This window comes from Bilophila sp. T19-St14, assembly GCF_059728385.1.
Map to the genome: position 1 here is coordinate 198106 of NZ_BAAGFT010000001.1, position 26917 is coordinate 225022.

The 26917-nt window shown below is 51.0% G+C and carries 21 protein-coding genes; all 21 read right to left on the bottom strand.

Annotated elements, in window-relative coordinates; translation table 11 throughout:
* Positions 1-2 precede the first annotated feature (2 nt).
* The 21 genes from AC6I1V_RS00850 to AC6I1V_RS00950 all read right to left on the bottom strand — a co-directional run bounded on the left by AC6I1V_RS00850 (position 3) and on the right by AC6I1V_RS00950 (position 26769).
* Positions 3-332, bottom strand: a complete 330-nt coding sequence (locus tag AC6I1V_RS00850) for an AAA family ATPase (RefSeq protein WP_178640904.1) — start codon at positions 330-332, stop codon at positions 3-5.
* 3 nt (positions 333-335) lie between these two features.
* On the bottom strand, positions 336-3830 hold the full coding sequence (locus AC6I1V_RS00855) for a helicase-related protein (protein WP_497736749.1): 3495 nt from the start codon (positions 3828-3830) through the stop codon (positions 336-338).
* A gap of 109 nt (positions 3831-3939) precedes the next feature.
* A complete protein-coding gene (locus AC6I1V_RS00860) occupies positions 3940-5040 on the bottom strand; it encodes a Fic family protein (protein WP_497736751.1) in 1101 nt (366 codons plus the stop codon).
* Positions 5041-5101: 61 nt separating this feature from the next.
* On the bottom strand, positions 5102-5335 hold the full coding sequence (locus AC6I1V_RS00865) for an antitoxin VbhA family protein (RefSeq protein ID WP_178640898.1): 234 nt from the start codon (positions 5333-5335) through the stop codon (positions 5102-5104).
* A gap of 1231 nt (positions 5336-6566) precedes the next feature.
* Positions 6567-7772, bottom strand: a complete 1206-nt coding sequence (locus tag AC6I1V_RS00870) for a capsule polysaccharide biogenesis protein (RefSeq protein WP_497736753.1) — start codon at positions 7770-7772, stop codon at positions 6567-6569.
* The gene (locus AC6I1V_RS00875; protein ID WP_497736755.1) at positions 7769-9700 is read right to left on the bottom strand and encodes a capsule polysaccharide biogenesis protein; all 1932 of its coding nucleotides are present in this window, start codon (positions 9698-9700) and stop codon (positions 7769-7771) included. The genes AC6I1V_RS00870 and AC6I1V_RS00875 overlap by 4 nt, the downstream gene beginning before the upstream one ends.
* Positions 9701-9802: 102 nt before the next feature.
* The gene (locus AC6I1V_RS00880; RefSeq protein WP_479859997.1) at positions 9803-10669 is read right to left on the bottom strand and encodes a UTP--glucose-1-phosphate uridylyltransferase; all 867 of its coding nucleotides are present in this window, start codon (positions 10667-10669) and stop codon (positions 9803-9805) included.
* A 71-nt stretch (positions 10670-10740) separates the two neighbouring features.
* On the bottom strand, positions 10741-11883 hold the full coding sequence (gene glf, locus AC6I1V_RS00885) for a UDP-galactopyranose mutase (protein WP_497737099.1): 1143 nt from the start codon (positions 11881-11883) through the stop codon (positions 10741-10743).
* A 61-nt stretch (positions 11884-11944) separates the two neighbouring features.
* Positions 11945-12169, bottom strand: coding sequence for a hypothetical protein (locus tag AC6I1V_RS00890; RefSeq protein ID WP_497736756.1), 225 nt, complete (start codon positions 12167-12169; stop codon positions 11945-11947).
* Positions 12170-12187: 18 nt separating this feature from the next.
* Positions 12188-13006, bottom strand: a complete 819-nt coding sequence (locus AC6I1V_RS00895) for a GNAT family N-acetyltransferase (protein ID WP_497736757.1) — start codon at positions 13004-13006, stop codon at positions 12188-12190.
* Position 13007: 1 nt separating this feature from the next.
* On the bottom strand, positions 13008-14528 hold the full coding sequence (locus AC6I1V_RS00900) for an AMP-binding protein (RefSeq protein ID WP_497736759.1): 1521 nt from the start codon (positions 14526-14528) through the stop codon (positions 13008-13010).
* Between the two features lie 32 nt (positions 14529-14560).
* On the bottom strand, positions 14561-16117 hold the full coding sequence (locus tag AC6I1V_RS00905; protein ID WP_497736760.1) for a hypothetical protein: 1557 nt from the start codon (positions 16115-16117) through the stop codon (positions 14561-14563).
* A gap of 2 nt (positions 16118-16119) precedes the next feature.
* A complete protein-coding gene (locus tag AC6I1V_RS00910) occupies positions 16120-18276 on the bottom strand; it encodes a hypothetical protein (protein WP_497736762.1) in 2157 nt (718 codons plus the stop codon).
* Between the two features lie 29 nt (positions 18277-18305).
* The gene (locus AC6I1V_RS00915; RefSeq protein WP_497736763.1) at positions 18306-19211 is read right to left on the bottom strand and encodes a glycosyltransferase family 2 protein; all 906 of its coding nucleotides are present in this window, start codon (positions 19209-19211) and stop codon (positions 18306-18308) included.
* Positions 19212-19222: 11 nt separating this feature from the next.
* On the bottom strand, positions 19223-21091 hold the full coding sequence (locus AC6I1V_RS00920; protein ID WP_497736765.1) for a polysaccharide biosynthesis/export family protein: 1869 nt from the start codon (positions 21089-21091) through the stop codon (positions 19223-19225).
* 8 nt (positions 21092-21099) lie between these two features.
* The gene (locus tag AC6I1V_RS00925; RefSeq protein WP_497736766.1) at positions 21100-22542 is read right to left on the bottom strand and encodes a KpsE/RkpR family capsule polysaccharide export protein; all 1443 of its coding nucleotides are present in this window, start codon (positions 22540-22542) and stop codon (positions 21100-21102) included.
* Positions 22529-23194: an ABC transporter ATP-binding protein gene (locus AC6I1V_RS00930; RefSeq protein ID WP_497736768.1), complete on the bottom strand. Its 666-nt coding sequence runs from the start codon at positions 23192-23194 to the stop codon at positions 22529-22531. The genes AC6I1V_RS00925 and AC6I1V_RS00930 overlap by 14 nt, the downstream gene beginning before the upstream one ends.
* The gene (locus tag AC6I1V_RS00935; protein ID WP_497736770.1) at positions 23191-23991 is read right to left on the bottom strand and encodes an ABC transporter permease; all 801 of its coding nucleotides are present in this window, start codon (positions 23989-23991) and stop codon (positions 23191-23193) included. The genes AC6I1V_RS00930 and AC6I1V_RS00935 overlap by 4 nt, the downstream gene beginning before the upstream one ends.
* On the bottom strand, positions 23988-24338 hold the full coding sequence (locus tag AC6I1V_RS00940; protein WP_497736771.1) for an RT0821/Lpp0805 family surface protein: 351 nt from the start codon (positions 24336-24338) through the stop codon (positions 23988-23990). Before AC6I1V_RS00940 ends, AC6I1V_RS00935 begins: the two co-directional genes overlap by 4 nt.
* Positions 24335-25306 (bottom strand): KpsF/GutQ family sugar-phosphate isomerase, encoded by a 972-nt coding sequence (locus AC6I1V_RS00945; protein WP_497736772.1) that lies wholly within the window; start codon positions 25304-25306, stop codon positions 24335-24337. The genes AC6I1V_RS00940 and AC6I1V_RS00945 overlap by 4 nt, the downstream gene beginning before the upstream one ends.
* Positions 25307-25782: 476 nt before the next feature.
* A complete protein-coding gene (locus AC6I1V_RS00950; RefSeq protein WP_497736774.1) occupies positions 25783-26769 on the bottom strand; it encodes a tyrosine-type recombinase/integrase in 987 nt (328 codons plus the stop codon).
* Positions 26770-26917 lie beyond the last annotated feature (148 nt).

Genomic DNA, 26917 nt, shown 5'->3' on the forward strand with positions numbered 1-26917 from the left:
GGTTATCCTTGAATCAGTTCCGGCAAATCAAAAACAGTTTCTCCATTCAGGCAGATGCTGGCATTAATAGAAGAAGGGAGGACGGGTTCCATGTTTTCCGTTTCTGCTTTCAGTCGGAACACATCGCTTACTTCAATGCCCGTGGGCAGATTGGTCTGCTTGCCCAGGTCAAAACCGGAAACATAAGGCCACAGAGCGATTTTGGTGGCGTCCAGAATGGAGCTTTTCCCCTGACCGTTTTTGGCGACGAACACGGTGAGATCCTCTTCGAACGTCGAACTTATTTGTTTGAAGCAGCGGAAATTCTTTATTTCCAAGGATTGAATATTCATCGCTCACATCCCAAGGAGGTCTTTGATATTGTAATTCACGCTGGCCACGCTCATTTCCGGTTCCTGGGCAAAGGGCTGATGCGCATAATACGGCCCGTCCACACTGTCGCCGTCCACAAACACGACCGCCAGCCAGAACTTGTCCTTCTGGTTCAGGGCGGCACAGATTTCGTTGTGGCTTGCCGTGATGGTAGTCTGCCCGGCGGCTCGACCTTTCACCTCTATGTGCCTGTCTTCCGGCATGGCATCCTCGCCCTTTCCGGGGGGAGTGCTCGTGATGTCCCAGCCGCAGTTCTGGGCAGAAACATCGACACATGTGCAACCCTGTGCCTGTTCTGCCTGAATGACCGCCCTCATGGCAAGTGTTTCTATGTGCTTTCGCGCGGCAGCATCAGCAGAAAATGCTTCTGCGCCTGTGCCTGCCTTGCGTGCTTCCAGCAGACCGGCGGGAATGACAAGCGCTCCGCCCACAACGACAGGGGAAGTGGAGACGACATGTTTCATGGCATCAAGTTCCGCTTCTCTCAGCGTACGCCTTCCCCGCAGGTCTTCAAGGATTTTACGGGTCTGGTCAATTTTCAGCCGCATATCCCGCCCCTGTTTTGCCATTTTCTGATACTTCAGCAGCAGATCCTGCTGGTAGCTGGCTTCCTTGGCCAGACGAACACGCACAGCGTCGCGGATTTTGTCTGCCTGAACGGCTCTGCGTCGGCTTACCTCTTTAAAATGCTGCGGAGCCATGTATTCGGAAGCATGGCTGACGGCGCGTTTTTCCAGATCGTGACTGAGCCATGGGGAAGTCAGAATATCGTTTATGAGCGGAAGGTCGGCTTCTGGAAATGGTTCATAGGAAAGATACGGCGCCCAGCCGGGATTTTTTTCTTCTCCTGTCTGTAACAGTTCCACGAACTGAACACGCTGGGAAACGATGGCGTTCTGATTTTTTTCTTCCCGTATGGCATGGCTGAGAAAAAGAAGGATGCGGGGCGTCAGTCCGTTGTCTGCCGGGTCAAGAAGTATGGTTCCCTGTTTGAGCTGAGCGCGTCCTTTTTCCAGCACAATATCCAGTACGGCTTTCATGAGAGGATGGCCGGGATGCATGAGTTCCGCCATGGGGGCCGATATTCTGAAGGGAAGCTGTATCTGCTCCTTTTCAAAGCAGATACGTTGATACCGCGGGAGAATGCGGCTGTTTTTCTGGCGCAGGGCATCGCCTCTGGAACGGAGTAGTTCCGGCACATAGGTGATTTCATAGCGCCGCTCTTCCCTGTGGTGTATCGTCCCTTTTAAATGCTGGAAGGCTTCAAGGAAAAACGCGCGCATATAGTGGGGCTGCAACTTTCGCGCTTCGGCTCTGTCCATTTCCTCCTTGACGGCAAAGAGCCGTTCGGGCGTCATCATTTCCTTGCAAAGGGCATTTCTGCTCAGAATGGAGCGCAGTCGCTCCGTATCCAGAGCCCCTTCCACACGTTTGCGGAGATAGTCCATCGTTTCGGGTTGTTCCCCATAGCGGATGGCTTCAATGAGCAGGTCTTTCAGGCTTTTTTCTTCAAACACTTCTCCGAGGATGTCAAAGACACGTCCGCCAAGAGCCTGTTTTTCCACTTCGAGTTTTTCAAAGAGCTTCTGGAAGACTTCACCTTCCCGTGTGCCGCAGGCGATGAGGTTCCACAGATGGCATGTCTGCTGCTGGCCGATGCGATGGATACGCCCGAATCGCTGTTCCAGACGATTGGGATTCCAGGGCAGGTCATAGTTCACCATAAGATTGGCATTCTGAAGGTTGACGCCTTCACCAGCGGCATCCGTCGCCACCAGAACCTTCACGGCTTTGTCGTTACGGAACAAGTCCTGCACATGACGGCGTTCCTCCCTGTTCACTGCGCCGTGAATGGTGACTACGGCGTCCGCCCCCCCCAGAAGATTGCGGATGCGCTCGGCAAGATAGATCAGCGTATCCTTGTATTCCGTAAAAATAATGAGCTTGCGCTGGAACCCTTCGCTGTCGCGCATGAGCTCGTTTTGCTGAAGCAGTTGAGAGAGTTCATCCCATTTTTTGTCCTTGCCGGAAAGCACCACTTCTTTTGCCTGTGCCTCCAGCGCCTTCAGAACTTCAATTTCCGCCTGCAACTCCAGGCGTGTTTGTGACGCCGTTGCCTGATCCACAAGCTTTTCTTCCGCCTGTTCGAACTCTGCGGCGTCAAGCGCTTCTTCCAGTTCCCAAGCATCTTCCGGGAGTTCGGAAAAATTCCATGACAGCGTTGTTTCGTGCTTGTGAGCCAGTTCTTCCAGTCTGTTTTCCAGTCTTTTCTTACGGCGGCACAACGTCTGGCAGATAGCTTCAGGACTGGAAGCGAGACGCCGCTGCAGACCGGTCAGGGCAAAACCTACCCGTCCGCGGTGACTGCCCTGCAGGTGATCGGCTTTTCCCATTTCTTCTTTCACATAACGGGTGACCGCCTCATAAAGGTTATGCTCCAGCTCCGACAGATGATAATTCAAAGCGTAAGCCTTGCGTTCAGGAAAGAGCGGCGTGCCGTCAAATTTAACAAGGTCTTCCTTGACCATGCGCCGCATGATGTCGCTGACATCCACTTTCGCGGTTTTTCCTTCACGAAACTTTCCATAAAAGCGTTCCGTATCCAGAAGAGAAAGGAAGAGCTGAAAGTCCTCCTCCTTGCCATTGTGAGGTGTGGCCGTCATGAGCAGAAGATGCCGTGTGCGTTTGCCCAGCATCTTGCCCAGCTTGAAGCGCTGTGTCTCATTGATCCTGTTGCCGAAAAAAGAAGCCGACATTTTGTGGGCTTCATCCACAATGACCATATCCCAGGAGGACAGCTCAAGTTTTTCCTGTAGATCCCTGGCTCTGGCAAGCTGGTCAAGCCGGGCGATAAGCAGATCGTGATCGTCAAAAGGATTGCCGCTGTGGGAAAGGTTCAGCATACTGCGGTCAAAGAGATCGAACTGAAGGCCGAACTTCGACGACATTTCATCATACCACTGCTCGCTCAGGCTGCCGGGGGAAACAATGAGTATGCGTCTGGCATCGGCTCGCATGATAAGCTCACGGATGAGCAGGCCTGCCATGATGGTTTTACCGGAACCCGGGTCATCGGCAAGAACAAAACGCAGAGGCTGCCGGGAAAGCATGGACTCATAGACCGCAGTAATCTGATGGGGGAGAGGTTGCACATTGGAGGTATGGACAGCCATCATCGGATCGAAGAGGTATGCAAGGCTGATACGGTAAGCCTCTGCCGCACGTTTGAAATCCTGTGCGGAAACATCAAAGTTCCAAGGGCGTTCCGACTCTGCAATGGAGATGTTTGCTTCGTCTTCCCGCGTCAACAAACGTTCCCGTAAGCTCCCGTCATCGTTTTTATAGAAAAGAGTTGCGGAATTTACGCTGATAATTTGCAGCATTATGACTTCACTGCATTTTCCCTGTTCCACTCCCGTCAGAATCTGTCCGGTTGCAATATCTTCGAAGCGCAGCATGATGTTCCCCTCTTAATGACATCAGTAAGGAAAGGCAATCTTCCGCCATTCATGACAGCAAGAATGAGAAGTTATTCCCTCAAAGCGGGATTTGACCTGCCTACCAGCATTAGATTCGCGTATATGCATACCACGCTCCACGACCCTTCCCTTGCATGGCAAGTTGTCCACTGGCCAGCAGCTTGCGAAAATGCTCTTTCAGTGTATTCCGACTCACTCCAGTAAGAGTGACCATGTCCTTCACCGTCACACGTCCATGCTCACGGGCATAGTCCAGAATTTTCAAAGAAAGTTCCGGCAGGGCGGCCATAACAATATGCTCCTGCTCCATCTTCCTTTCAAGACGCTTCATCTGCTGGTGCAAGGCCCGGAGGAAGAAAAGCAGCCAAGGCTGCCAGTCTGGCGAATCCGTTCGGAGGCTCGTCTGTGTTTGTCGCAAGGCGAGATAATAGCCCTCTTTGCTGTTCTCTATGACGCTTTCCAATGAACTGTAGGGCGTATAGACATACCCGCACCGAAGCAGCAAAAGTGTGGTCAGAATGCGGGAGAGTCTGCCGTTGCCGTCCTGAAAGGGATGAATGGCCAAGAAGCATACGGCAAACATGCCGATAATGAGCAAGGGGTGAAGCTCCCGTGCGTCAAACGCGGCATTTGTCCACTCCACAAGCTCCTGCATGAGCCGGGGCGTGTCAAAGGGCGAGGCGGTTTCAAAGACAATGCCTATTTGTCGCCCGTGAGCATCGAAAGCGGCCACACTGTTGGGAGCATGTTTATACTGACCCCGGTGGCGCTCGTCTTTGTCGCTGTGGCGGAGCAAGTCCCGGTGAAGTTGGTGGATATGATTTTCTGTCAAGGGAATATGCTCCCACGACTGAAAAATCTGCTCCATGGTTTCCGCGTACCCAGCCACTTCCTGCTCATCGCGCGAGGCAAAGGTATGGATGGAGAGCCTCGCCAGCAGGCTTTCCACCTGGCGGTCAGAAAGTTTGCTGCCTTCAATACGCGTGGAGGATCCTACGCTTTCGATGGTGGCCACCCGGCGCAACGCGGTAAGCCGTTCCGGAGCCAGAGTGCCCAACGCCTTCCATGCGCCCTTGAATTCGTCAATCTGGGCGATAAGCCGGAGCATCTCCGGGGTGATGTTCAGGGTATCCACCGTAAGCATATCCACAAATTCACCCAAAAACATCCATTTCGTCAAGCCGATCATTCATCCAATTTCATCCGAAGCAAGGAGAGGCTGTGGTAACCCCTGTTTCTGGCTGCTTCGTTCAATGCTCTTCCGCATACGCTTTATCCACTGCCGCTCGAATAAACGTATCAAAGCTGATTTTATCGGTCATATAGACGCTGATGATCTCAATACCCCGCCTGGTTGGCTCATAGCCCTCGAACATATTTGAACCGATGGCCGCCGCCGCACTTTCCCAAGCTTCCAGTGAGGGAAAGGGGACGCCCATAATAGTCAGGGCTTCACGGTCTATGAATATGGGAGTATAAGACATTTTTACAGCTTCCTGGCGCTTGTTCCCCATCATAACAGGCGGAATTTGAGGCGACAAGAGAGAGACAAAGCCCTGTAGCGCAAGACTCTGAACAAGGGGGCTCAGACCAGAACTCCGATAATAATTCCAGTTTGTTGGTATGGACGTTGGTATGAAAAATTTTTATATTTTTTACTTCAATAAAAACAAATAAATACATTCATAATCTGTTCTCCCCTTCGCACCATATTTTAAGCCGTTACAGTACATGCTGTGACGGCTTTTTTGTTTGAAGTCGTTGCGTGAAGGACTGAAAAGCCCTGCATGAGAGCAAAGTGTGCCACTCTGTACCACAAGCTAGGTCATAACTGCCGAAAATCGGCAAGAACCAGCTATGCGAACGTCCCACGGCGGAACCCCCCTAGAAAAAATTCCTCATCATCCTCACCTTCATTTCCCGCCTATCTTTACCGACGCGGCGAAATTCGGAAAGGCGGTGCCACAGAAGAAGGCTGGTGCTTTGGGTTGTGTCATAGAAAACGGTTGATGCTTTATTTCTTGAAATTTTAGGTTGTGTCGTCATCTTGCATATAATTATTTGAAATATTTTTTGTGAATTTAAAATAGTTAAATAATATCAATATGTTATATATGATTAACGACACGACCTAAAGAAATAAGCAATAAAATCCCCCAACCATGGAGCTTATCAGCGGAGAAATTTAAAAAAGTATATATTTTCAGTATATTAATGATAAGAAATAACCATATGCTATGACAGAACCGTGCTTTTTTCTTGAAGTTCCAGAGGAATAACCAATAAAATACCTTAGCCATAGATTCCACCGATGGGAAAATGGATAAAAATGCTGTAGTTTCACCATGCTTGGGGATGAGACAACCTTATGCTCTGACAGCTCCCTCAGAAAAAGAGTACTGCTGTGAAACATTTAATTGTGGCTCTGTCCATCACCTTGGCTATGAGGCTGTTCTAGGTTATGTCGCCATTTTACATATAGTAACTTTAAATTATTTAAAATATTTTTACAGTTAATTATATCTAATTGACGACACGACCTAGTGTTTAACAGCATTAACGGTTGGTTCCGATCCTCTGGCGGTGGGCCGGGGCATGGGTAAAATCTCTATGTGGCAACCGTGCAGGGCGCTGTAACACGCCGTGCCAGCGTCAGTTTTTGTCGACGCAGGAATCCAGGGCCCTTTTATAGAAGCCCTCCCAACAAGTACTCCCTTAATTGCTGTCCAGCCTTTGCAGAATACCGCTGATGGCCACGCGGATGCCCTCCTGGGTATAAAAACTTCCGTTGACCAGGGCATGCGTCTTGAGTACCCGTTCAAAGTCCGCCAGTGCGACGTCTTCCGGGCCACGAGGATTGTTCCAGAAGGCATCCAGCGGCATTTCCGCGCTGTTCGCCGCCAGGCCGGGCATGGCGTAGATGGATGTGCCCACGCAGTAGACCGGCTTGCCCTGACGCAGGGCGGAAATCCCTATGGTGGAGTTCAGAACCACCACACCAAGGCTTTTGTCCATCATCTGGTGCGCCTTGCCGCCCTCGATGAAGTGTACCCGGTCGCTGATGCCGCAGGCCGCGGCGAATGCGGCGATGAAGCCCGCATAGTCGATAAGGCCGTTGTCCAGAGGGTGATTGCGGATGAGGATATGGGTATCCGCCGGGGCGCTTCGGGCAAAGGAAGTCAGCACGCAGGCGATGGCCTCCTTCATGCCGCTGTAGGGCGAATAGCGGCGGACCTGCGAGTCGGCGTCGAGCTGGAGGGGAAAGAGGAAGTAGGGCGCATGCGAGCGGTACGCGGCCCGAAGGGCCTGCGCAGAGTGCTTTCGCCGTGCGGGGCGGCTCAACACACGAAGAAACCAGCCCCAGACTTCCCGGCTGGCGCTTTGGGGGCGGTGTGTCTGAAAATGCCGGAAAAACGGCCAGAGAAAGATGGTTCCCGCATAATGGGCGATGGCCCGCCATGTCTTGACGGCCTGGGGGTTACCGACTTTCCGGGCTTCAGGAACGTCCGGGCATCGGGCGGCAAGTTCCGCCATGTCTTCCCTTGTGTGCGGCAGGGAGGAAAGGCCGTTCACGCCGCCCTGTTCCATTGTGATATAGTCCGGGCGCAGATAGCCTTCCTCATAGGCCCAAATACGGATACCCCGGACTTTGGCCAGCAGGACGGCTTCCCGGTGCAATGGCCGCCAGTCCCCGAATACATGAAGATCCGTCACCTGTTCCTTATCCATGAGCCGGGCAATCCATTCGCTCCAGACCGTGGGCTTTTTCCTGAACAGCCGGGTGTGGGGCCGGGGCCAGTCCACCACGTCGCCGCCGCAGCAGTTGACGCGGATGACCGTATCCCCCTGACGGGCCAGCGCCCGCCCAAGACGCCGAAAAAAGGGGCCGTGCGGCCCCTGGAGAAAGAGATGGGTTTTCATCGTCCCATCCTCCGCAGGAAGCCGCGTGCGGCAGAGGCAAGCCGCGCCCAGACACGGCCCCGCATCTGGCCGTCCGGCTGGAGCAGACGGCGGCAGGCATCCTCCGCCCGACAGAAATTTTCCGTCTGCCAGTCGTAATAAGAAGGGTAGAGCAGCAAGGCTCCGGCCACCAGTTCATCCAGATTCAGGCGAGCCTTGCGGCGGGGGAAGGATTGTTTGTCTTCCGTCAGCCCCCATCCCGCGTAGAACGGCCCGCCGTAGGTGCATACTTTGACCCCACGCAACAGGGCCTCAAAGCCGGTCTGTGAAGTCAGGGTATGCACCTCATGGATCAAGGAAAGCAGGCGGCCCATAGGATAGCCGCGCAGTGTGGCGTCCGCATAACGCCGGGTTTCCGTTTCGGGGATCGCACCCTGGCGGTTGCCCCGCTCCACATCCGGGTGGGGCTTATAGACGATGAAGGCGTCCGGCCTGGCTTCCCGCACGGCCCGCAGCAAATCCAGATTGGCCATGCCGAAGCCGCCGCAGCGCACGGAGGCGTCGTCTTCCACCTGCCCCGGCACGAGGACGATCTTTTTTCCTTCCGGAAACTTTGGCGGCAGAGCGGCGCGGAAGCCGGTATTGTATTTGGTCAGCCCCTTTTCCAGAATCAGGGCGCGCAGGGCGGCGGCGCGTTCCAGCAGCGCGGCACGGTCGGGGTGTTCCGGCATGGCGTTGAGGATGTCTTCCAGTTCGCTGGGCCGGGAAGGATCGTAATAAATGCCCTTTCTGTCCACCACCAGGGAATAGGGCCAGTTGAAATCCGAACCCAGCCCCACGGAGCGGATGAATCCGTCCTCCATGCGTGCCAGCGTGACTCCCGCATCGTCACATTCCTTTTGCAGCGATGCATCCACACCGGATGACCATGCGACGATTTCCCCGCCGTTGGCCCATGCCGAAAGGACGGCCCGTTTTTCGTCCCGGAAAAATGTCGTTTCACCGCCGGTGGAGTGCAGGTAGGCCCGCGCATAGGGCCGTTTCCACCACGGAAACCCCACGCAGGCATGGAAACGGCGGTTGCGCTCATTCTGCTTTCGCTGTTCGGCCAGCAGGCCGATGACGTCATGGATGTCGCAGCGTTCGCCGCATATAGGATTCACATACCGGGCATACAGCAGGTAGGCGGCGGCAAAGATTTCCTCAAGGCTCCGTTTCCGCTGGCGGCGTGGGCAGGTCTGCCTGTCCCTGGTCAGTCCCCATCCGGCATAGAAGGGCATGCCGAAGCAATGGACTTCCCTGCCGAGCATGAGCGCCTCAAAACCCATCTGGGAGGTGACCGTGTAGACTACATCCGCCCCGGCCAGCAGGGAGAGCGGCGCATAATCTTCCGCAATGACCCGCACGCCGAGCTTGGCGGCATGGTCTGAAAGATAGCCGCGCTTTTTCCCGGCAATGACATCAGGATGCGTTTTTACCCGGACATGGGAAAGCGGATATGCCGTCAGGACTTCTTCCAGCATGCCCCGAAACGTGGCCTCATCCGCACCGCCCAACGTGACGCTGGCATCGCCCACAGTCTGGTCGAGAACCAGTACACGAGGAGCCGGTGTTGTCTCCCACAGACCTTGCGGCGCATCGGGAGCGTGGTTGTACTTGCTCAGATTATGCCGAATGATGTCCCGCATGGCGCGCCGGGCGGAATCCAACAGCTCCGGCGTTTCCCAGCCGGAAGCATTGAGCAGATTTTCCAGATCGGACGGCTCTCCGGCGTCATAATAGATGCCCGTATGGTCCACCACCAGAGAGAGCGGCTGTGCCCCCTTGCAGCCAAGGTCAAGGGAGCGCAGAAAGCCGTCCTCAAGCGCGATGTAGGGGAGGTTATGTTGAGCGGCATAGCGACGGGCCTTGTCCGCTGTGGGCTTGTGGCCCCAGCCAGCAGTCAGCATTTCTCCCCTTGAAGCTTCTTGCTTTAGGAAAGGCCTGACCGCTTGGTTGTGTTTAAGGGAGCGGGAGAAGAATTTCAGCATTACGTTATGTCCGTACTCCCCTTACATCAGAGAGAGTTGCTGAAGTTTTTCCCGCAGCGCTGCACGCAGCGACTCGTCCCGAAGGCCAAAAAAGATATTGGCGCAAAGGTAGTCCACCCAGTCACCCGCGTCGAAACGAGTTCCTTTCATGCGCACGGCCAGCATGCCGCGATCTTTAGCCAGCGCCGCCAAAGAATCGGTAAGCTGAAGTTCCCCTCCATATCCCGGTTCGCTGTTGCTCAAATAGTTGAATAGATCTGGCGGCAATACGTAACGTCCTACAATGGCAAGTCTGGCGTCCGTCGTTCCGACGGCTGGCTTTTCCACCATCTCGGAAATCCGAAATACCCCATCCGCGATCTCATCGCCTTTCACCATGCCATATCTGTTAATCCGATCGGCAGGGACTTCCATCACTCCCACTACCGGCATGTTGTATTTTTCAGCCGTCTGAACCAGCTGTTCGAGCCCCGCGCCATCCCCCGTGATGAAGTCGTCTCCCACCATAACGGCAAAAGGCTCATTCCCCACGACCGCACGGGCACACGAAACGGCATGGCCGAGGCCAAGCTGTTTTTTCTGGCGGACTTCTATGACATCAATCATCTCCGCCGTATCTCTTACTTTGTGGAGTAGCGCCGTTTTTCCAGCCTTTGCCAGTACTTCTTCCAACTGAAGATTATAATCGAAATGATCCCCAATGACGGCCTTGCTTCTGCTGGTCACAAACACGACGTCGCGTATTCCCGCCCTCACGGCTTCTTCCACAACATGCTGAATGACGGGCTTGTCATAAATAGGCAACATTTCCTTGGGGATATTTTTGCTTGCTGGAAGTGAACGCGTTCCCCATCCCGCCACGGGAATAACCACCTTGCGAACCCTCACTCTTGCCTCCTCCCTTTTCCTTTCCGCCTGCGCAGAGTTCCCAGTTGTATTTAAGATGGTATCTCAATAAATTATAGGGCCGTTTTTATCGGATTGATACGGGTTTCAAATACATGAAGCGCGTCGGCAATAGCCTTGTCCATATCCCAGTAGCGGTACGCACCAAGGCGGCCGCCAAGGATGAGATTCGGCGTTTTTGCCGCCTCTTCCGCGTATTTCGCATACATCTCCGTGTTGCGCGTGTTGTTCACGGGATAATAGGCTTCATCGCCTTTTTTGTAGGTTTTGGAGTATTCGCGGCAGATGACTGTCTTGTTCAGCGCAAAAGGCTCCTTGCGCTCCGGGTGATAGTGTTTGAATTCATGCAGACGAGTGAAAGGCACTTCCACGTCCGCATAGTTCATCACTGTAGTTCCCTGATAGTCCTGCACAGGCAGTGTTTCCCATTCAAAGCGCAGGGAGCGCCATTCAAGTTCTCCATATTTGTACTGGAAGAGCTGATCCGGCATACCGGTGTAAATCACCGTGCAGTCGGCGGGAATCTGCGACTTGATGCTCTCGTACTCGCAGTTCAGCTTCACCGTGATGAGCGGATTGTCCAACATGCGTTTGAAGATGCTGAAGTAGCCGTCTTTCGGCACTCCCTGCCATGTATCATTGAAATAGTTGGCGTTATAGGTTGTGCGGAACGGAAGGCGGCTGATGATGGACGCGGGCAGCTCCCGTGGGTCATGTTCCCACTGTTTGTGGGTATAGCCCTTGATGAACGCCTCATATAAAGGGCGGCCGATCAAGGAAATAGCCTTTTCTTCCAGATTCTTTGGCTCTGCAATGTGGTCGCGGGCTATTTCCGCTTCCAGAAACGCCGCAGCCTCCGCAGGCCGAAAGTTTTTGTCATAAAAGGCATTAATGGTGCTCAGGTTGATGGGCATGGTATAGGCCTTGCCCTGATAGGTGATGAACACCTTGTGCTGATAGCTGGTGAACTCCCCGAACTTGTTGATATACTCCCACACCTGCGGAAGTGAGGTATGGAAGATGTGCGAGCCGTAGCGATGGCACTCTATGCCCGTCTCTTCATCCAACGAGGAGTGGCAGTTGCCGCCGATATGGTCGCGTTTGTCGATGATGGTGACAGGCTGCTTCATCACCGTGGCGATGCGCTCGGCAAGGGTAATGCCCCAAATGCCTGCGCCGATAATATATATTTTAATATTTCACCTCATTATACTTTTCTAATGATTATTATTCACATTTATCTAGAAATATAAAAGTTTACTTTTTCAATAATGAAATCATCTTGAACATCGCATCAGCAGAGTTAAAATTTTCTGGTATAATATATGTAATAGGTATATTAATTTTAAATTCTTCAGATATTGCAGTAACAATAGTTAAAATATCTACAGAATCAAGTAGACCATCATCAATTAGGGCTTCTTCATTTTTAAAATCGATATCTGATCTAATGTTGGAAAGAAGACTATATAATTTTTCCATAATATTTACCTTATCTATTTAGTTGTTTTGTATATACTTAATCATGTATCGCTCATTTGCGATATATCCACACTGTAAATGCAATTTTATTGAAATAGTATTTGTTTGCTCAATCCATGCGTCAGTACGGATACAATTCCGTTTTTTTATTTTTTGGAAAGATTGAATTGTCAGCGCTTTGGCAATCTGATTTCCCCGGTGGTGTTCATCAACTGCAATACCATGATCTGCTGCAGTTTTTCCAGTGTATTTAATCATTTTTATGGCGATAACATCATTATCTCCTTTTGTACGAACAACAAAAATTTCTTTATTTTGAATTTGTTCAATAATTTCTTCGTCTGTAGGAATCAATCTCCCTAATCTCTTTAAATAACGGAAAATAATATCTTTGATTGATGTGAAATCTACAAGATTTGCATTATCAATATAATATATATTTTTAGGGAAATTTGAGCATACTACCTCTGCAAGTGTTGTATTGACAAAATACTGATAAATAATACGTTTGTTAAAATTATTTTTTTTAAAAAAATCTATACATATTGGGGAAATACTGTTTTTTGAAGTATTATTTCTTATAAACGTTGAAATTAGTGGTTTTAATAGTGCTTCTGAAGGAATTGTCTCGTTAGATGAATTTATGTAAAAATAAAAATCTGACCAATCACCACGATCAATAAGTATATAAAAATTATTAGGAGTATATGTATAATATACATTACCCAAATTAATTTCTTTATATAAAGTGCTTAAAGATGGTACAGTACAAATTGATTTATATTGTTTGTTGGTAATAAAATCATCTATTGTGCTAATGTTTTTCATATGAAACATGTTATATATCCTTTAAAAACATTTTTTTTATTGCAATTCTATCTATTTTTAGGCGACTATTGATTGGTAAGTCTTTCATATGGTGTATTTTTCGTGGAATCATCCAAGAAGGAAGTTTACTACGCATGTAAGCAATAATATCTTCAGAACACTCAATATCGCTCGAGTATACAAGAATTATTTCATCTTTAACTTGATCAAAAAAACAAAAAACATCTTTTACTTCTAAAATTTGTCTAGCACATAATTCAATTTCACATAATTCTATACGATGTCCATTATATTTAATTTGTGTATCTTTTCTGCCTAAAAAGAGCAAATTGCCGTCAGTGTGATATTTTCCAAGATCTCCGGTTCGATAAATAATGTCATTATACTCTTTATTAAGTGGATTTTGAATGAAGACTTCATTTGTCTTTTCTTTATTATTTAAATAACCGAGAGCTAGAGCGGGTCCCCGGACACAAATTTCACCAATTTCATCACCTTCAACTAGTTCATTCTCTTCATTAAGCAATATAATATCGTGATGTGGAAATTTTTTTCCAATGGGTACCGGTTGATCGTTAGGGATTTCTCTGTCGCATATCCAGTACGTACAATTACAGGTAGACTCCGTCGGACCATATAGATTTACATACTCGGCTGTTGGAAGATATTTTATCCAATAGTTAAGCAGAGAACTTGGCATAACTTCTCCACTAAATAGAATTTTTTTAATGGAGTGAGGAATGTAACCTTGACCAAGAAGATCATATTTTTTTATAAATTTGAGCACAGGAACAGAGAATATTGCGGTGTTAATATTATGTTTATTAATATATTCTATCATCTTTATAGGGAATAGAAGAAAATTTTTTGGAAAAATATGTACTGTACATGCAGTTTTCATTGCTGAGTATATATCTTTAACACTAGCATCGAAATCAAATGTTGAATGATTTCCTAGTATAGTATCATTTGTAAAATTAAAAATTTCTGTAAAGTTATTTATAAATGTCATAACAGCATTATGAGAAGCTAAAACACATTTTGGAATACCTGTGGATCCTGATGTAAATATTCCATAAAGAGGATCGGCAGGGCATGATTTTTGTCTTATATTATCAAGTATAGAATAATTTATGTGTGTATCTTTTATTTTTGAATTACAAATAAATTGGATGTTACTAGATATAGATTGAAATTTTTTTAAGTCAAATTCATTAGCAATGGCCAATGATGATCCTGAAATATTGATATATGAATGAATTCTATCATTAGGTTGTGTCAAATCGATAGGAATATAGTAATTTCCGCTCATCACGACGGCTATCATGTCGATAACAGTCTGTATACTCCTTGTACTACTTATCAGAATAGGTTTCTTTTCATACTGATAGTATTTGGTAATATACGAGGCTTCTTTTTGACAGACTTCACGAAACTGCTTAAATGTTATTTCTTCTTGAGGTGTTTTCAGAAAAATCTTATTGGGAAAGAGTCTTGCAGAGCTATCAAGATATTCGAGAATATTTGTCATTATTTTTTCCTATATAATGGTATATTATATCATTAAATATATTTGAAGATGGAAAATTCTATAGAATTAATTTTACTATCCATATTAAAAGGAGATATTTTGTAAAATGATTTATCTCTTAAAATAAAATGATTTGATAATGTTATATTACAACATTTAAAACAGAAATTACTATTTTTTGTTTTATATATTAAAAAAGTCGAATCAAGTTTATAAAGATTTTTATTTTCAAATGGATGAGATTTTATTTTTCCAAATTGATGTCTAATATAATTTCCTGTTATAATATTTTTGAAGGACACAGCATCTTGAATTTTATCCATGTTTGGATTTACAATTTTATATATTTGCTTATCAATTACTGTATAGTATCCATATAATGATTTTGAATTTGAAACATATTCCATAAACATTGATCGTTTTTTCATGTAATTTAATTGTAAATGTAAAGATGAACTATTTGGGAATCGTGAAATTCCTTTATGTAATACATCTATTGCTTTTGAAATATTTCCTAATAATTCTAAATTGATGGAATAGAGTAAATAAATATTTTCACTACATTTATTTTCTAAATAAAGTTTTTCAAAAAAATATTGTGAGTCTTTATCCATATTAATAACAAATTTTTCATATGCATTTAGTTCATCGATAAAAAGTTTTGTCTTAGTATTTTTTGGATTTTTCTCATAAGCAATTTGTGTAAACTGTTTTAAATATTCTAATTTATTTATTTCTCTTAATTTTTCTATAGCAGCATGTATATGTGATAATTTGTTTATATCAATATGCTCTGAAAGAAATGTATATAAATCTTTATCTATTTTTTTTTCAAAAAAAGTTTGTATGAGAAAATAAACATATCTTGGATGTGCATTGCTATAGTAAGCATTATGCATTTTTTGTTTTATACTAGTAATATCAAATGTTTTATGAAGAATTTGATATACAAGATCATTGAGTTTAATTATCTCGTTAAGCTTATTGGCATTAGAGTGCCCCCAAAAGGGCTCGTTTAAAATCTGACATTTTGTATGATTTTTTATATAATAAGCATGGATTTTATCTACAGCATGTTTACAATCAACGAACACATACCCATTACATTCTTTACATAATCCTTTTTCAATATTTGAAGGTGCATAATGATATTCATCCAATAATGCCTGAGATCTGCTGGAGATTGGAAGTAGCCCAGAATATGTCGCTGAAGGCGACAATGCAATAAAAGTCGCATTCAATTCTTTAGAGAATTCAATGGCTCCAAAGGCTCCCATAGATAGGCCAAACGTTACATTCACGGAGGAGTTGGTCAGCACACTTTTGATGGCCCTCATGGCCTCTGCCATTTCCGGTGTCTGATACAAATGTTGATGGAATGCATCCACATAGATTTCATTAACCTCATCGGATGCAAAAAAACCTTCCAAGTTAAGAAAGTGTGGCCATGTAGCAGGGATAACGCGCCCATTCTTCATTATCAGGGGAAGATTTCCTGCACATCTAAATACAATAACATTGTATCTTGTACCGTTACCTGTATATCTAACGGCAACATCGTTTCCTAAAAAAAGAGTTTTTTTTGCCATGTCTATTCTCCAAAATGCTTTTTCCAGAACTCTCTGGTGGACTGAGGCTTTGCCCCCTGCGCATACTGTTCACGCAACGTAGTGTAACGCAGGGCGAATGTGATGTTCAGGCGCAGGAAGGTAAAAAGATTCCTGAAGTAATGGAGCGGGTCACGCTTGAGTACCGTTTTTTTTCTGGTAACTTCATCAAGCATGATGATCTGGTCACGCATGTATACGCGGTTGCGGTTGGGCGTCATCCACTTGTAAATCATATCCTTGGGTGTATGGCGTATCATGCCGCCCGGCAGAAGGTGGCCGTTCAGGCTGATACTGCGGAGGAAAGCCGGAAATACTCGCGTTTTTATATTCCTGTCCGCAAATACCAGTTCCCGTTTTTCTTCTTCCGTGTAGGGGACAGGCTGTTCACAAGCGGAAAGTTCCTTTATTTTTTTGAGGATATCCACTGGAACCATGTTTTTTTCCCAGAATGACGGTCCCTCCAATACATGCGTAATGGCCAGGTTCACGCAGGCGGCGGTGCCGTAGAAATAGGAGTTGTTATAGGCCGTGAAATGCCCCCAGAGAATGTTCCATACCTTGCGGAAAGGACATTTTAGAGAGGGAATGGTCAAATGATGTACTACATGGCTGCGCAAAAAGAGATACGCCGTCATGGCGTTTTCCTTGGTTTTGAAATCCTGCTGCCAGCAGGAAATGCCATTCAGCGAAACGACCCTGAAGTCATTTGAATAGGAAAAATCGATATCATCGCCGCGCACAAAAAACGGGAATGCGTATTGTTTCACCGCATGGATGGGAAAGAAGAAGAACCACCATGCGCCGTAAATTTGTTTTACACTCTCCTTTTCATTCAGAAGCAGGTTTTGCGGATCACGTAAATCCAGGTTGCGGTTCAGCGAATGGCATCCCCCATCAAACCATGCGCCGTTTTCCCATTGCAGGAACTGTATATTTTCATACAACATCGCGCCGCTTAATGAGGTCTTGGGGTCTCGGGCATGCCGCATGAAAGACATGCTGCGAAAGAGCGAGCCCGCTTCGCAGCTGGCGTCATCGTCCATGAACAGGCAGTGGGTGTATGTCTCTCCCTCCTGATAATGGATAAGGCTGCGCATAAAGCCGCCCGTCCCGCCGAGATTTTTGTTTGGAATCAAGTGTGCGGCGGGGACATCTTCAGGAGCAAGGGTTTGCCCGTTGTCGACCACGGTTATGTCGATGAGGTCGTGATAGAGGGGATGCGCGGCAATGGCCTTGCCCAGCCGGGCCACGGACGCCTTGACAGCTTCCTCGCGGCGGAAGGTGGTGATGCCGATGCCAAGGCGCACGGGCTGGGTTTCAGGGGCATCCGTCAGGTATCCTCCGCCGTACAGGACGCACTCCCGTTCGGCATGAATGCACAGGCCGATGATGCCGGTATCGGGATAAGTGCCGAACGGCAATTCCAGTGTGGCCCGTCGGTCGGCTTTCACTTTCCATGAAGTGAGAACCCTTTTCCCCGCTTCGCAGATATGGATAACCTCGGCCCGCGCTTCGCCTGCAAAATCGAGATACATCGACAGATGATCTACATTGGTATAGCTTTGCCACTTTACGGCGCTGAAGGCATTGAAGTAGGTCAGTAAGTCTACGGAAGAATTTTTCTTCAGATGAACGCATTTGTCCTCGAAGGAATAGTAGGCGCGTTCTCCGGCAAACCGGTAGTATAGTGGCTCTTCACAACATAATTCATATGTGGGGGACAGAAAATCATAGAGTACATATTCAGGGCGGATTTCTTTTTCGGCGGCAACAGGAGTGCCGTCAAAGACAGCACTTTCTTCCAGCGCATACAGGCTGATCTCAAGTGTGCCGGACTGAACTCTGCTCAGGTCTATTTCGAATATATTCTTGCTTGGCCTGCGGGCCTCGACCGTTTTTTCTCCGCACCAGACAAAGGATTTTCCCTCAGCGCTGACACCGGCTTTGATCAAAAGTTTGCCGACAAAATGCAAAGACAGGGAAAAGCAGTCGCCGTAAATTTTTTTCAGAAAAGCGACATCCAAGGGGGAGAACTGGATTCGATCCCACCGAAACCATTTTCCCTCCCCAATGTAGAGTTCATCACCTATCAGGCAGGGTTCAGGAGACAATCTGTCCACAAACTGAAAAATGTCCATAAAGTTACTCCATCCGTGCAAGTGAAAGATCATACCAAGGCATATTGTATTTTTTGTTTTATTGTCGGGATATTAGTGCTGAGATATATTTTTCCTTTGTTCAAGCGTTTAAAGTTCCGTATAAGTTTATCTTTGTTTTCAGAAGATACTTTTTTTATAAGGCTATTCATTTGAATGAACACTTTATATAGAAAGAAATCGTAATCTATAAAACCATTGCTTGATATCCAGTCTGCTTCTATATTCCATGCATTAATAACAAAATCTATTTTATCATTTACAAATTTTGTTGACTGCATATTATGCATCGTATATGTGTATTTGATAGCATTTATTATATATATTGAAGGGTTAGAATAGAACAGAGAAACCATGAACATGGCGTCTTGAAACGATGCGCTTGGTGTTTCACAAAAAAATACAGATTTTTGTAAGATAAAACTTTTTCGGTATATGCCATTAAAAACAGAAGGGTGAGAGCGCCAGAATCTTTTCAGGGCGAATTTGTCAAGAATCCTTCCTGTAAAATCTTGTTCCCAGTGATACAGAATGCGGGATGTGCCATTTTCATGGCGATATATTCCATTGTATCTAATAATATCAGCCTGTATGTAGTGCTCGGCAATTTGGCGAAGGTTAGAATAGAAATCATGGGTGATATGGTCATCCGGCTCAAAAATAGCAAAAAAATCTCCAGCAGCTTGCCTGATTCCGAAGTTGCAGGCATGGCCATATCCTCTATTTTCTGTGGTGAATATATGAAAGCGGGCATCTCCCGCGCACATTTCCTGCATCAATGAAAGCGTGGAATCCGTGGAACCGTCATTGACAAGAAGAAATTCTAAATTCGGTTCATCTTGAGCCTTCAGACAGGAAATTGTCCGTGCAATAAAGTTTTCCATATTGTAGATGGGGACGATGACGGAAATTTTCATATTCTGTTTCCTCACAGCCCCACGGCGACCTTGACGGCCACAGCCATCTGGTAGAGCACCTGGGTCACGTCCTTGACCAGCTGCAGGTTTTTGGAATCAAACTTGGGCATGACCAGGATGCGGTCGCCGGGTTCGATGGGCTGTCCCTTGGCGTGGGCGACTTCCCCGTTCAGGCCGACAATCAGGATATTGTCCGTATCCGCGCGATCGGACAGGCCGCCCGCGCCGCTGAGGTAGCCTTTCAGGGAGAGGCCCTTTTCCCAGGTCACGGCGGTGGGGATGAGCACTTCGCCGGAGACGTGGACCACGTCCGTTTTCCGGGGGATGATGATCTCGTCGCCTTCCTCCAGCAGCACGTCGGAAATCCTGCCGCCGCGGGACACGACCAGCACGCCGTCCGGCTCCAGCTTTGAGGCCCGCTGCACGAAGTTCTGGATCAGCTCGGCTTCCTTCACCCGGATGCCGGCCTCGTCCACGGAAGCGGAGGTGGCGGTCAACGCGCTCTGTTCCAGGCGGCGCAGGGCATCCGTGAGGATGACTTTCTGCTCGGCGGCCACGCTCCTGCGGCGGATGTAGATGGACTTGATGTCCGCAAGCTCCGGTTCCACCGCGATATATTCCAGCAGCGTCTTCAGCCTGGTTTGTTTGAGCACCGGGAAACGCGAAGCGCCGTGGATGGCCCCGGACGCGGCCACCATGATGGTCCTGCCCCGCGTGTCGGCCACAAACTCCACGCGGTCGCCGTCCGCAAGCTGAAGGCTGCGAAAGTCATGCAGGGTCACATAGACGTTGAACGGTTCGCCGTTGCGCATGCCGCCCACGCTGACGTGGGAAACGCCGTTCATGGGCAGGGCGTAGTTCAGCAGGTCTTTCCCGCTGGCCGCGCCTCTGAACTCATAGCGGGCGGGCTGGCGCAGCAGGCCGTAGGCGGCCACGGACATGCCGAAGGGCTCCACTAGGATGGTGTCTCCGTCTTTGAGGCGGATATGCGGCAGTTCCCCGCGCATCATGTAGTTGTAGAGATCCACCCGTCCGATGACCTGTTGGCCGCGCAGGATTTTGATGTTCCGGTAGCTGCCCTGTTCCGGGAGGATGCCCCCGGCCCGGTCAAGGTAGGACATGACGGAATCCTGCGGGCCGCCGGCATAGCGGCCCGGATTGGGCACGTTCCCGGCCACATAAACGGCCACGGGCTGGGCGCTTTGCAGGTTGACATAAATATTGACGTTTTCAGGAAAGACCGAGGCCAGCTTCGCCCGTACCGAGCCGGAAAGCGCGGACTGGGTCAGGCCTGCCACCCGCACCGGGCCGACCTCCGGCAGAAAGATGTTTCCCTGCTGGTCTACGAACAGCACGTCGTCGTAGCTTCTTGCACCCCAGACGCGCACGGTGATCCTGTCGCCCGGAAGAATCACGTAGTCGTCGTTCATGCCGTTGCCGTAGGTGGAGGCGAAGTTGCCCCGGAACAGGTTCGCCCCGAAAGGCTGCAGGCCCATCGCCATATCCGGGCGATAGGTATCCTGGGCCCATGCGGGCAGGCCCGGCATGGCCTGGCGCTGGCGTTCCTCCTGCTGATAGCCGGAGCTTTGACCGTACTGATGGGCTTCCCGCTGATAGCCGCCCGGCAGATAGGACGGGGGGCGGGTTGAAGGCGTGCCCTGAATGCCTCCGCTTCCGCCGGGGCTGGGGTTGCCGGATTTGCCCAGGCTGCCGCCGTAGGAAGAACCGTTCTGGCGCGGCTCTTCCGCAGCGTAAGCCGGAACCGACAACACGAGGGACAGAACAATAAGGAACCACGTTATCGAGGGGGTTCGGGGGGAATCATTCCCCCCGGCGGGGTACGGGGCGGAGCCCCGCTTTTCCAACAGTCTTGCGTTCATCATCTATCCTAAAACCCGGCGTGCTCGCGCACGGCGGCTATAATCAGGGAGCAGAGCCCTACCAGCGCCAGGGCGCCGACAAAAACGTAGGCCGTAAACAAGAAGGGGCGGGGATACAGGGATTCGTCCGGCAGAACCGGAATCTGGAAGGCCACCACATAACGGGACTTGGCCTCCGCCTTCACGCGGGCGGTTTCCAGCGAGGTCATGGCCGAAACGAGCTGCTGCCGGGCGAACTCGCTTTCGGTCTGCAAGTCCTCATACTCCCCTGCCACGGAAGTCAGGCTGTCGGGCCGGGCTTCCCCGGCCAGGCGCAGCTTTTCCGAGGCAAGCTGTTTTTCCACAGCCGCCAGCCGGGCACGCAATCCCACCAATGCCGGGGCGTCCTTACTCATATAGGTGGAGGCTTCCGCGATTTCGGCACGGACTTTTACGGCTTCGCCTTCCAGTTGGCTGACGATGCCTTGCAGCCCGCCCGCCGTACTGGCTGGGTCCAGCATCCCGCTGCGATCCCGGAAGGCGCGCATGGCGTCCTGCGCGGCACTTACCCGTTGTTCCGCCGTTTTTACCTCGCTCATGGCCAGGGCGATGGCGTCGTCCTGCGCGCGGCGGCTCATGGCGTTGACCAGGGCCTCGCTTTTGGTCAGCACGGCTTCCGCCAGTTTTTGGGCCGTAACCGGGGCATAAGCCCTGACGCTCAGGGCGATGACGCCGGTTTCCGGGTCAAAGGAGGGTTTCACCGCCCAATTCCAATAGGAAAGGCGTTCATCCCGTGTGGCGTCAGCGGCAAGGCGGCTGATGAGGTCGTACTCGCGGCTGGAGAAGTGGCGGAAAATGTGCAGTTCTCCGTCAATGGCCTCCATGATGTCCGGGGACTGGATGTACTCGGCAACGATATGCGCGTCCGCGCCCACGGAAGCGCCGGAAGGCAGCAGCAGGGCGGCAAGGCCGCCGGCCGCGCCGCTGGTTTCCGCCCCGCGCACGGCAAAGCGGGCTTCGGCGATGTACATGGGCGAAGCCCACAGGCCGAAGTACAGCAAAGACAATAAGGTGGGCAGCAGCACGGCAGCCAGTACCGCTTTTATGGCCGGGGAAAGCCGGGAACGTATCCTGCCGGGCGCCGTAGAAGCGGGGCGCGAGGCCAGGGCCAAATGGGGGACGGCCTGGGGCGCTGGACGTTCAACGGGGGCGGCCGGCACGGGGGGCTTTGGTGCAGACACGGCATTCGGCTTTGGGGCGGCAGCGGGCTTTGGAGGTACCGGATCCGGCTTGCCTGAGGCGGCAGGTGCGGACGGCGCAGGCTTTCCCTGCGTACTGGAAGGGGCCGCGGCTTGCTCCCTGGCTTTCGGAGATGCGGCGGGAGAAGCGGGCCTTACGTCCGCTTCTTGCTTTGCTGGAGCCGCCTTTGTGCCCGATGCGGCTTGTGCGGTGGGCTTTTCAACGTCCGGCATGGCAAATCCCCGTGTAGACGCGCAGGGCGTCATTGAGCTTGTCGTATACGGTCAGCAGGCCATCGTGCAGTACGGCCGCGCTGTCGCAATTCTTGCGGATGGTGGCTACGTTGTGCGACACCACAACCAGCGTCGCGTGCGCCTTGCGCGCCTCAAAGAGCTTTTCCGCCTTGGCCCGGAAGGAGGCGTCCCCCACGGACCATGCCTCATCAATGAGATAGAAATCGAAGCCGATGGACATGCTCAGACCGAACGCCAGCTTGGAGCGCATGCCCGATGAATAGGTTTTCACCGGCATGTCCATGTATGGGCCGAGCTCGGTAAAACCCTCCACAAATTCCGTCACTTCCTGAATATCGGCACCGTAGATGCGGCTGGTGAAGCGCAGGTTTTCCCGCCCGGTCAGGCTGCCGTTGAAGCCTCCGGCAAAACCGATGGGCCAGGAAACGCGGCCCTTGCGGGTTATCGTTCCGCTGTCGGGACGTTCCGATCCGCTGATGATGCGGATGAGCGTAGACTTGCCCTGGCCGTTCAGGCCGAGGATCCCCATGTTCACGCCGGGCCGGAAGGTGATGCTGACGTCGCGCAGGACGTCCTTTCGCTTGCCGTGCGGCAGGCTGTAGGACTTGCAGATGCGGGAAAGCTCAATCATCGGATCTCCCTCCCGCGGGCATAGCGTTCCAGCAGCAGGCCGAGGCAAAGCGAGCCCAGACACCATGCGGCCACATAGCCTATGCTGTACAAGGGGGCCGAGGAGGACGCGGAAAAGCCGTGGCGTTGCCACTCAATGAGCTGGGCCACGGGATTCAGCAGCAGGGGATCGGAAAAACGGGCAGGCAGTTCGGAAACCTGAAAGAATACTCCGGACGCAAAGAACAGGAAGCGCATCAGGATGGGGACAAGCCGTTCCAGCGTGGGCCAGAGGCGGGCCAAGGACGCGAAAACAAGCCCCATGCCCAATCCCAGCAGGGGGGCAAAAAGCAGGGTAGCGGCAAGACTGTCGACGTGGCGCAGTTCCACGGACTGGCCCAGAGCGGCGGCAATGGACAGAATAATGACAGCGCAGACGAGCTGCGTTCCCCAGACCACGATGCACCGTGCAATCATCAGATCCAGTTCCGTCACCTGCGGGAAGGTCAGCAGCGCCTGATTGGCGCTTACGGCCTTCATGCAGCGGGAAACGGTATCGCTGAACATATACCAGGGGATAAAGCCGCAGAGGAGGAAGACCGCCATCCCCATGCCGTGGGGGGCGTGTGCGCCGAGGAACTCACGAAACAGCCAGAATACCGCGATGTTGAACGCCGTTTGTATAATTGCCCAAAGGTATCCAAGCCGTGTATTGCCATACAGGGTATGCACCTCACGCAGGATAAGGGCGGTAATGACCCGGCCCTGTACGGTCAGGGCGGAGGAAACTGGCGGCGCGGGAAAGGTGCCGGCATTCATTGCGGCATGCCCTCAAAGATGCTGGGGATGAAGCGCCATGTGCCGTTTTCCTTGCAAAGTGTGAGCTTGTGGCTCGCGGTTCCGCGCGTGACGCGGATCAAACGGCATTCGTTGCCCAGGCCGGAAAGGTAGAGTGGGCCAGCATCAAGCGTGGCCTGCCCAAAGGGGCTTTCGGCAAAGTATTGCGTGGAACCTTCGGGCAGGGCGGCCACCTGTTCGCCGAACGGCAACGCGGCGGGAGCCGCCTCCGGAACAGAGGCCGCCGGGACGGCGGATTCGCGCGCGGCGCAGCCGGAAAGCACGGCACAGAGGGCGAAGGAGAGAATCAGGCAGTGGCGCAGCATCATTCCACCCCCGCGCGCAGGCAGTCATGGACATTGAGAATGCCGACCGGCTTCCCTTCGCCGGTGACGAACAACGACGTGATTTTGTTTTCCTGCATGATCCGCAACGCGGTCACGGCAAGCGTATCTTCATTGACTACGATAGGATCGGGATGCATGACCTGCTTTGCTTTCTTGTCCATGAGCGAAGGCCCCATATGGCGGCGCAGGTCGCCGTCGGTAATGATGCCCGCAAGCCGTTTTTTTTCGAGGATGCCCGCCACGCCGAACCCCTTGCCGGTCATCAGCATGAGCACTTCCGGCATGGGCGAGGACGCCGGAAGCAGGGGGAGTTCCTCGCCCGTGTGCATGATTTCCTTGACCGTCATCAGTTTACGGCCGAGCGATCCCCCCGGATGCCAGCGGTGGAATTCTTCGGGAGAACAGCCGCGCCGACGCATCAGCGTCAGGGCCAGCGCGTCGCCCAGGGCCATTTGCAGGGTGGTGGACGTGGTGGGGGCGCAGTCCAGCGGGTCGGCTTCCGGCACAAGCGGCAGCAAAAGGAGGTGCGCGGCGTTTTTGCCGAGCAGGCTGTCCGCGTTGCGCGTTACCCCTATCAGGGGGATGTCGCGCCGGGCCGCATACAGGATGATGTCCGAAAGCTCCGCCGTATTGCCGGAATTGGAAAAGGCCAGAACGGCATCGTCGGAGGCCAGCATCCCCAAGTCTCCGTGGCTGGCTTCGCCCGGATGGATGAAATAGGCGGGGGAACCCGTGGAAGCCAGCGTTGCCGCCACCTTGCGGGCCACATGCCCGCTTTTGCCCATGCCGGTGACGGCAATTCTGCCGTTTATCCCGTACAGGCAATCCACAGCGCTGCAAAACGCTGCGTCCAGCCCGCGAGCCATCATGGTAAGGGCATGCGCTTCCTGTCGTAGTACGGCTGCGGCAAATCCCACTTCCTGAAAATCTTTCTTCTGTGCCGTACTCATGCGCTGTGCTTTCTCCGGAAAACTGTTGCGGGATAAAAAGAGGCACGCCTTCAATCCCGCTGTATTCATAAAGGATCGATGCCCCTGCCAAAATCGACAGACACACTGTCGATTTTGGCTATGAAAAAATGAGGAGGTATGGAAATAACAGAGTAATTTTATAGGGAATTTTGATATGCGCAGAGTGAAAACTTTTTTCTTCGAGGGATGATATTGCCAAAACAGCCATTAGAATGTATTGATTTCCAAGGCTTCATCGACAGTGTGTCTGTCAATTTTTCCTTAAATTTCAACGAGACACTGACAGTGTGTCTGTCGATGAGCCTCTCATTTGGAGCCAAAGACAGGCAAGACAAAGCCGTTTTTATCCAAGGCCGGCCAACAGCTCAGTTCTCCCCTCCTTTTTGTCATTTTTGATTCTTTTTATTCTCTTGTTCTCTGCCTCAAAATGCAGCTGTGTTCAGGCAGCCTTTTGCCTATGCCCTACGCGGTATCGGAGGGGTGGTTTTCCTGCGTGCGTTTTCATTGTCATGCCTGGCAAGACAGGCACTCACAGTCTGGGCTGCCGCCACAAGCGACGCCTGCCCCAGATGGGCGTATCGCATGGTGGTTCTGGGATCGCCGTGCCCCAGCAGCTTTTGCACCTCATAGAGCGAGTGCCCGGCATTGACTAGAAATGAGGCGAAGGTATGCCGCAAATCGTGGATGCGCACGTCGGCAAGCCCCAATTCCCGCCGGAGCCTGTTCCAGAACAGATAGAGATCGGAAAGCGGCTTTCCCGGAGCATGGCCGGGGAACAGCCACGGGAGCCCTTGCTGGCGCGGGATGGAGCGAATGACTGCGATGGCTTCGTCTGAGAGGGGGATATGGCGCGGCTTGCCGGACTTGGACAAGGGCACGACGAGCAGACGCAGGTCAAGGCGGACATTTTCCCAGCGGGCCTTGAGGATTTCGCTCTTGCGCGCGCCGGTCAGCAAAAGCAGCCGGAGGGCAAAGGCCTCTGGGTGGCCGCTTTTTTCCAGCGCCCGCATGAGCCGCCGCGCTTCGTCCCGCGTGAGGTAGCGCTCCCGCTGCGTGCGTATTTTGAAAGGGGATACGCCCATGCAGGGAGACTGGCCTGCGGACAAAACGCCGCGTATCTCGGCCAGCGAGCAGATTGTCTTGAAGACAGCCAGAATACGGTTGCAGGTGGCCGGGGCCAGCCCGCTGGACGCCAGCCCGTGCAGCCAGTCCTCCACTTCGTGGCGTCTTATTTCAGCAAGTTGTTTGTCTCCAAAAGTCGAAGACAGGTGTTGGCGCGCAATCCGCTCATCCACGCGCCAGCTTCGTTTGCGCAGTCGGATATGAGGCAGGTAGACAGTTGAGACAAACGCATCAAGATTAGCGATGCTGTATTCTGACAGAGTGTCATCTTGTTTAAGAGGTGAGCTTATGGAGGGGCTTAACTGATGAGGGCTAGTCATATATGTGTTCTCCTATAGTGATGAAAAAATAATGATGTTTTTCACAACGAGTCTTGCTTATTTGGCGAAGGCCGGCCTCGTGTAGTTTAGCACATTTTTTTAACTGGCTTTTTTTAGAGACTGGCTTATATCAGATAAATCCGGTAAT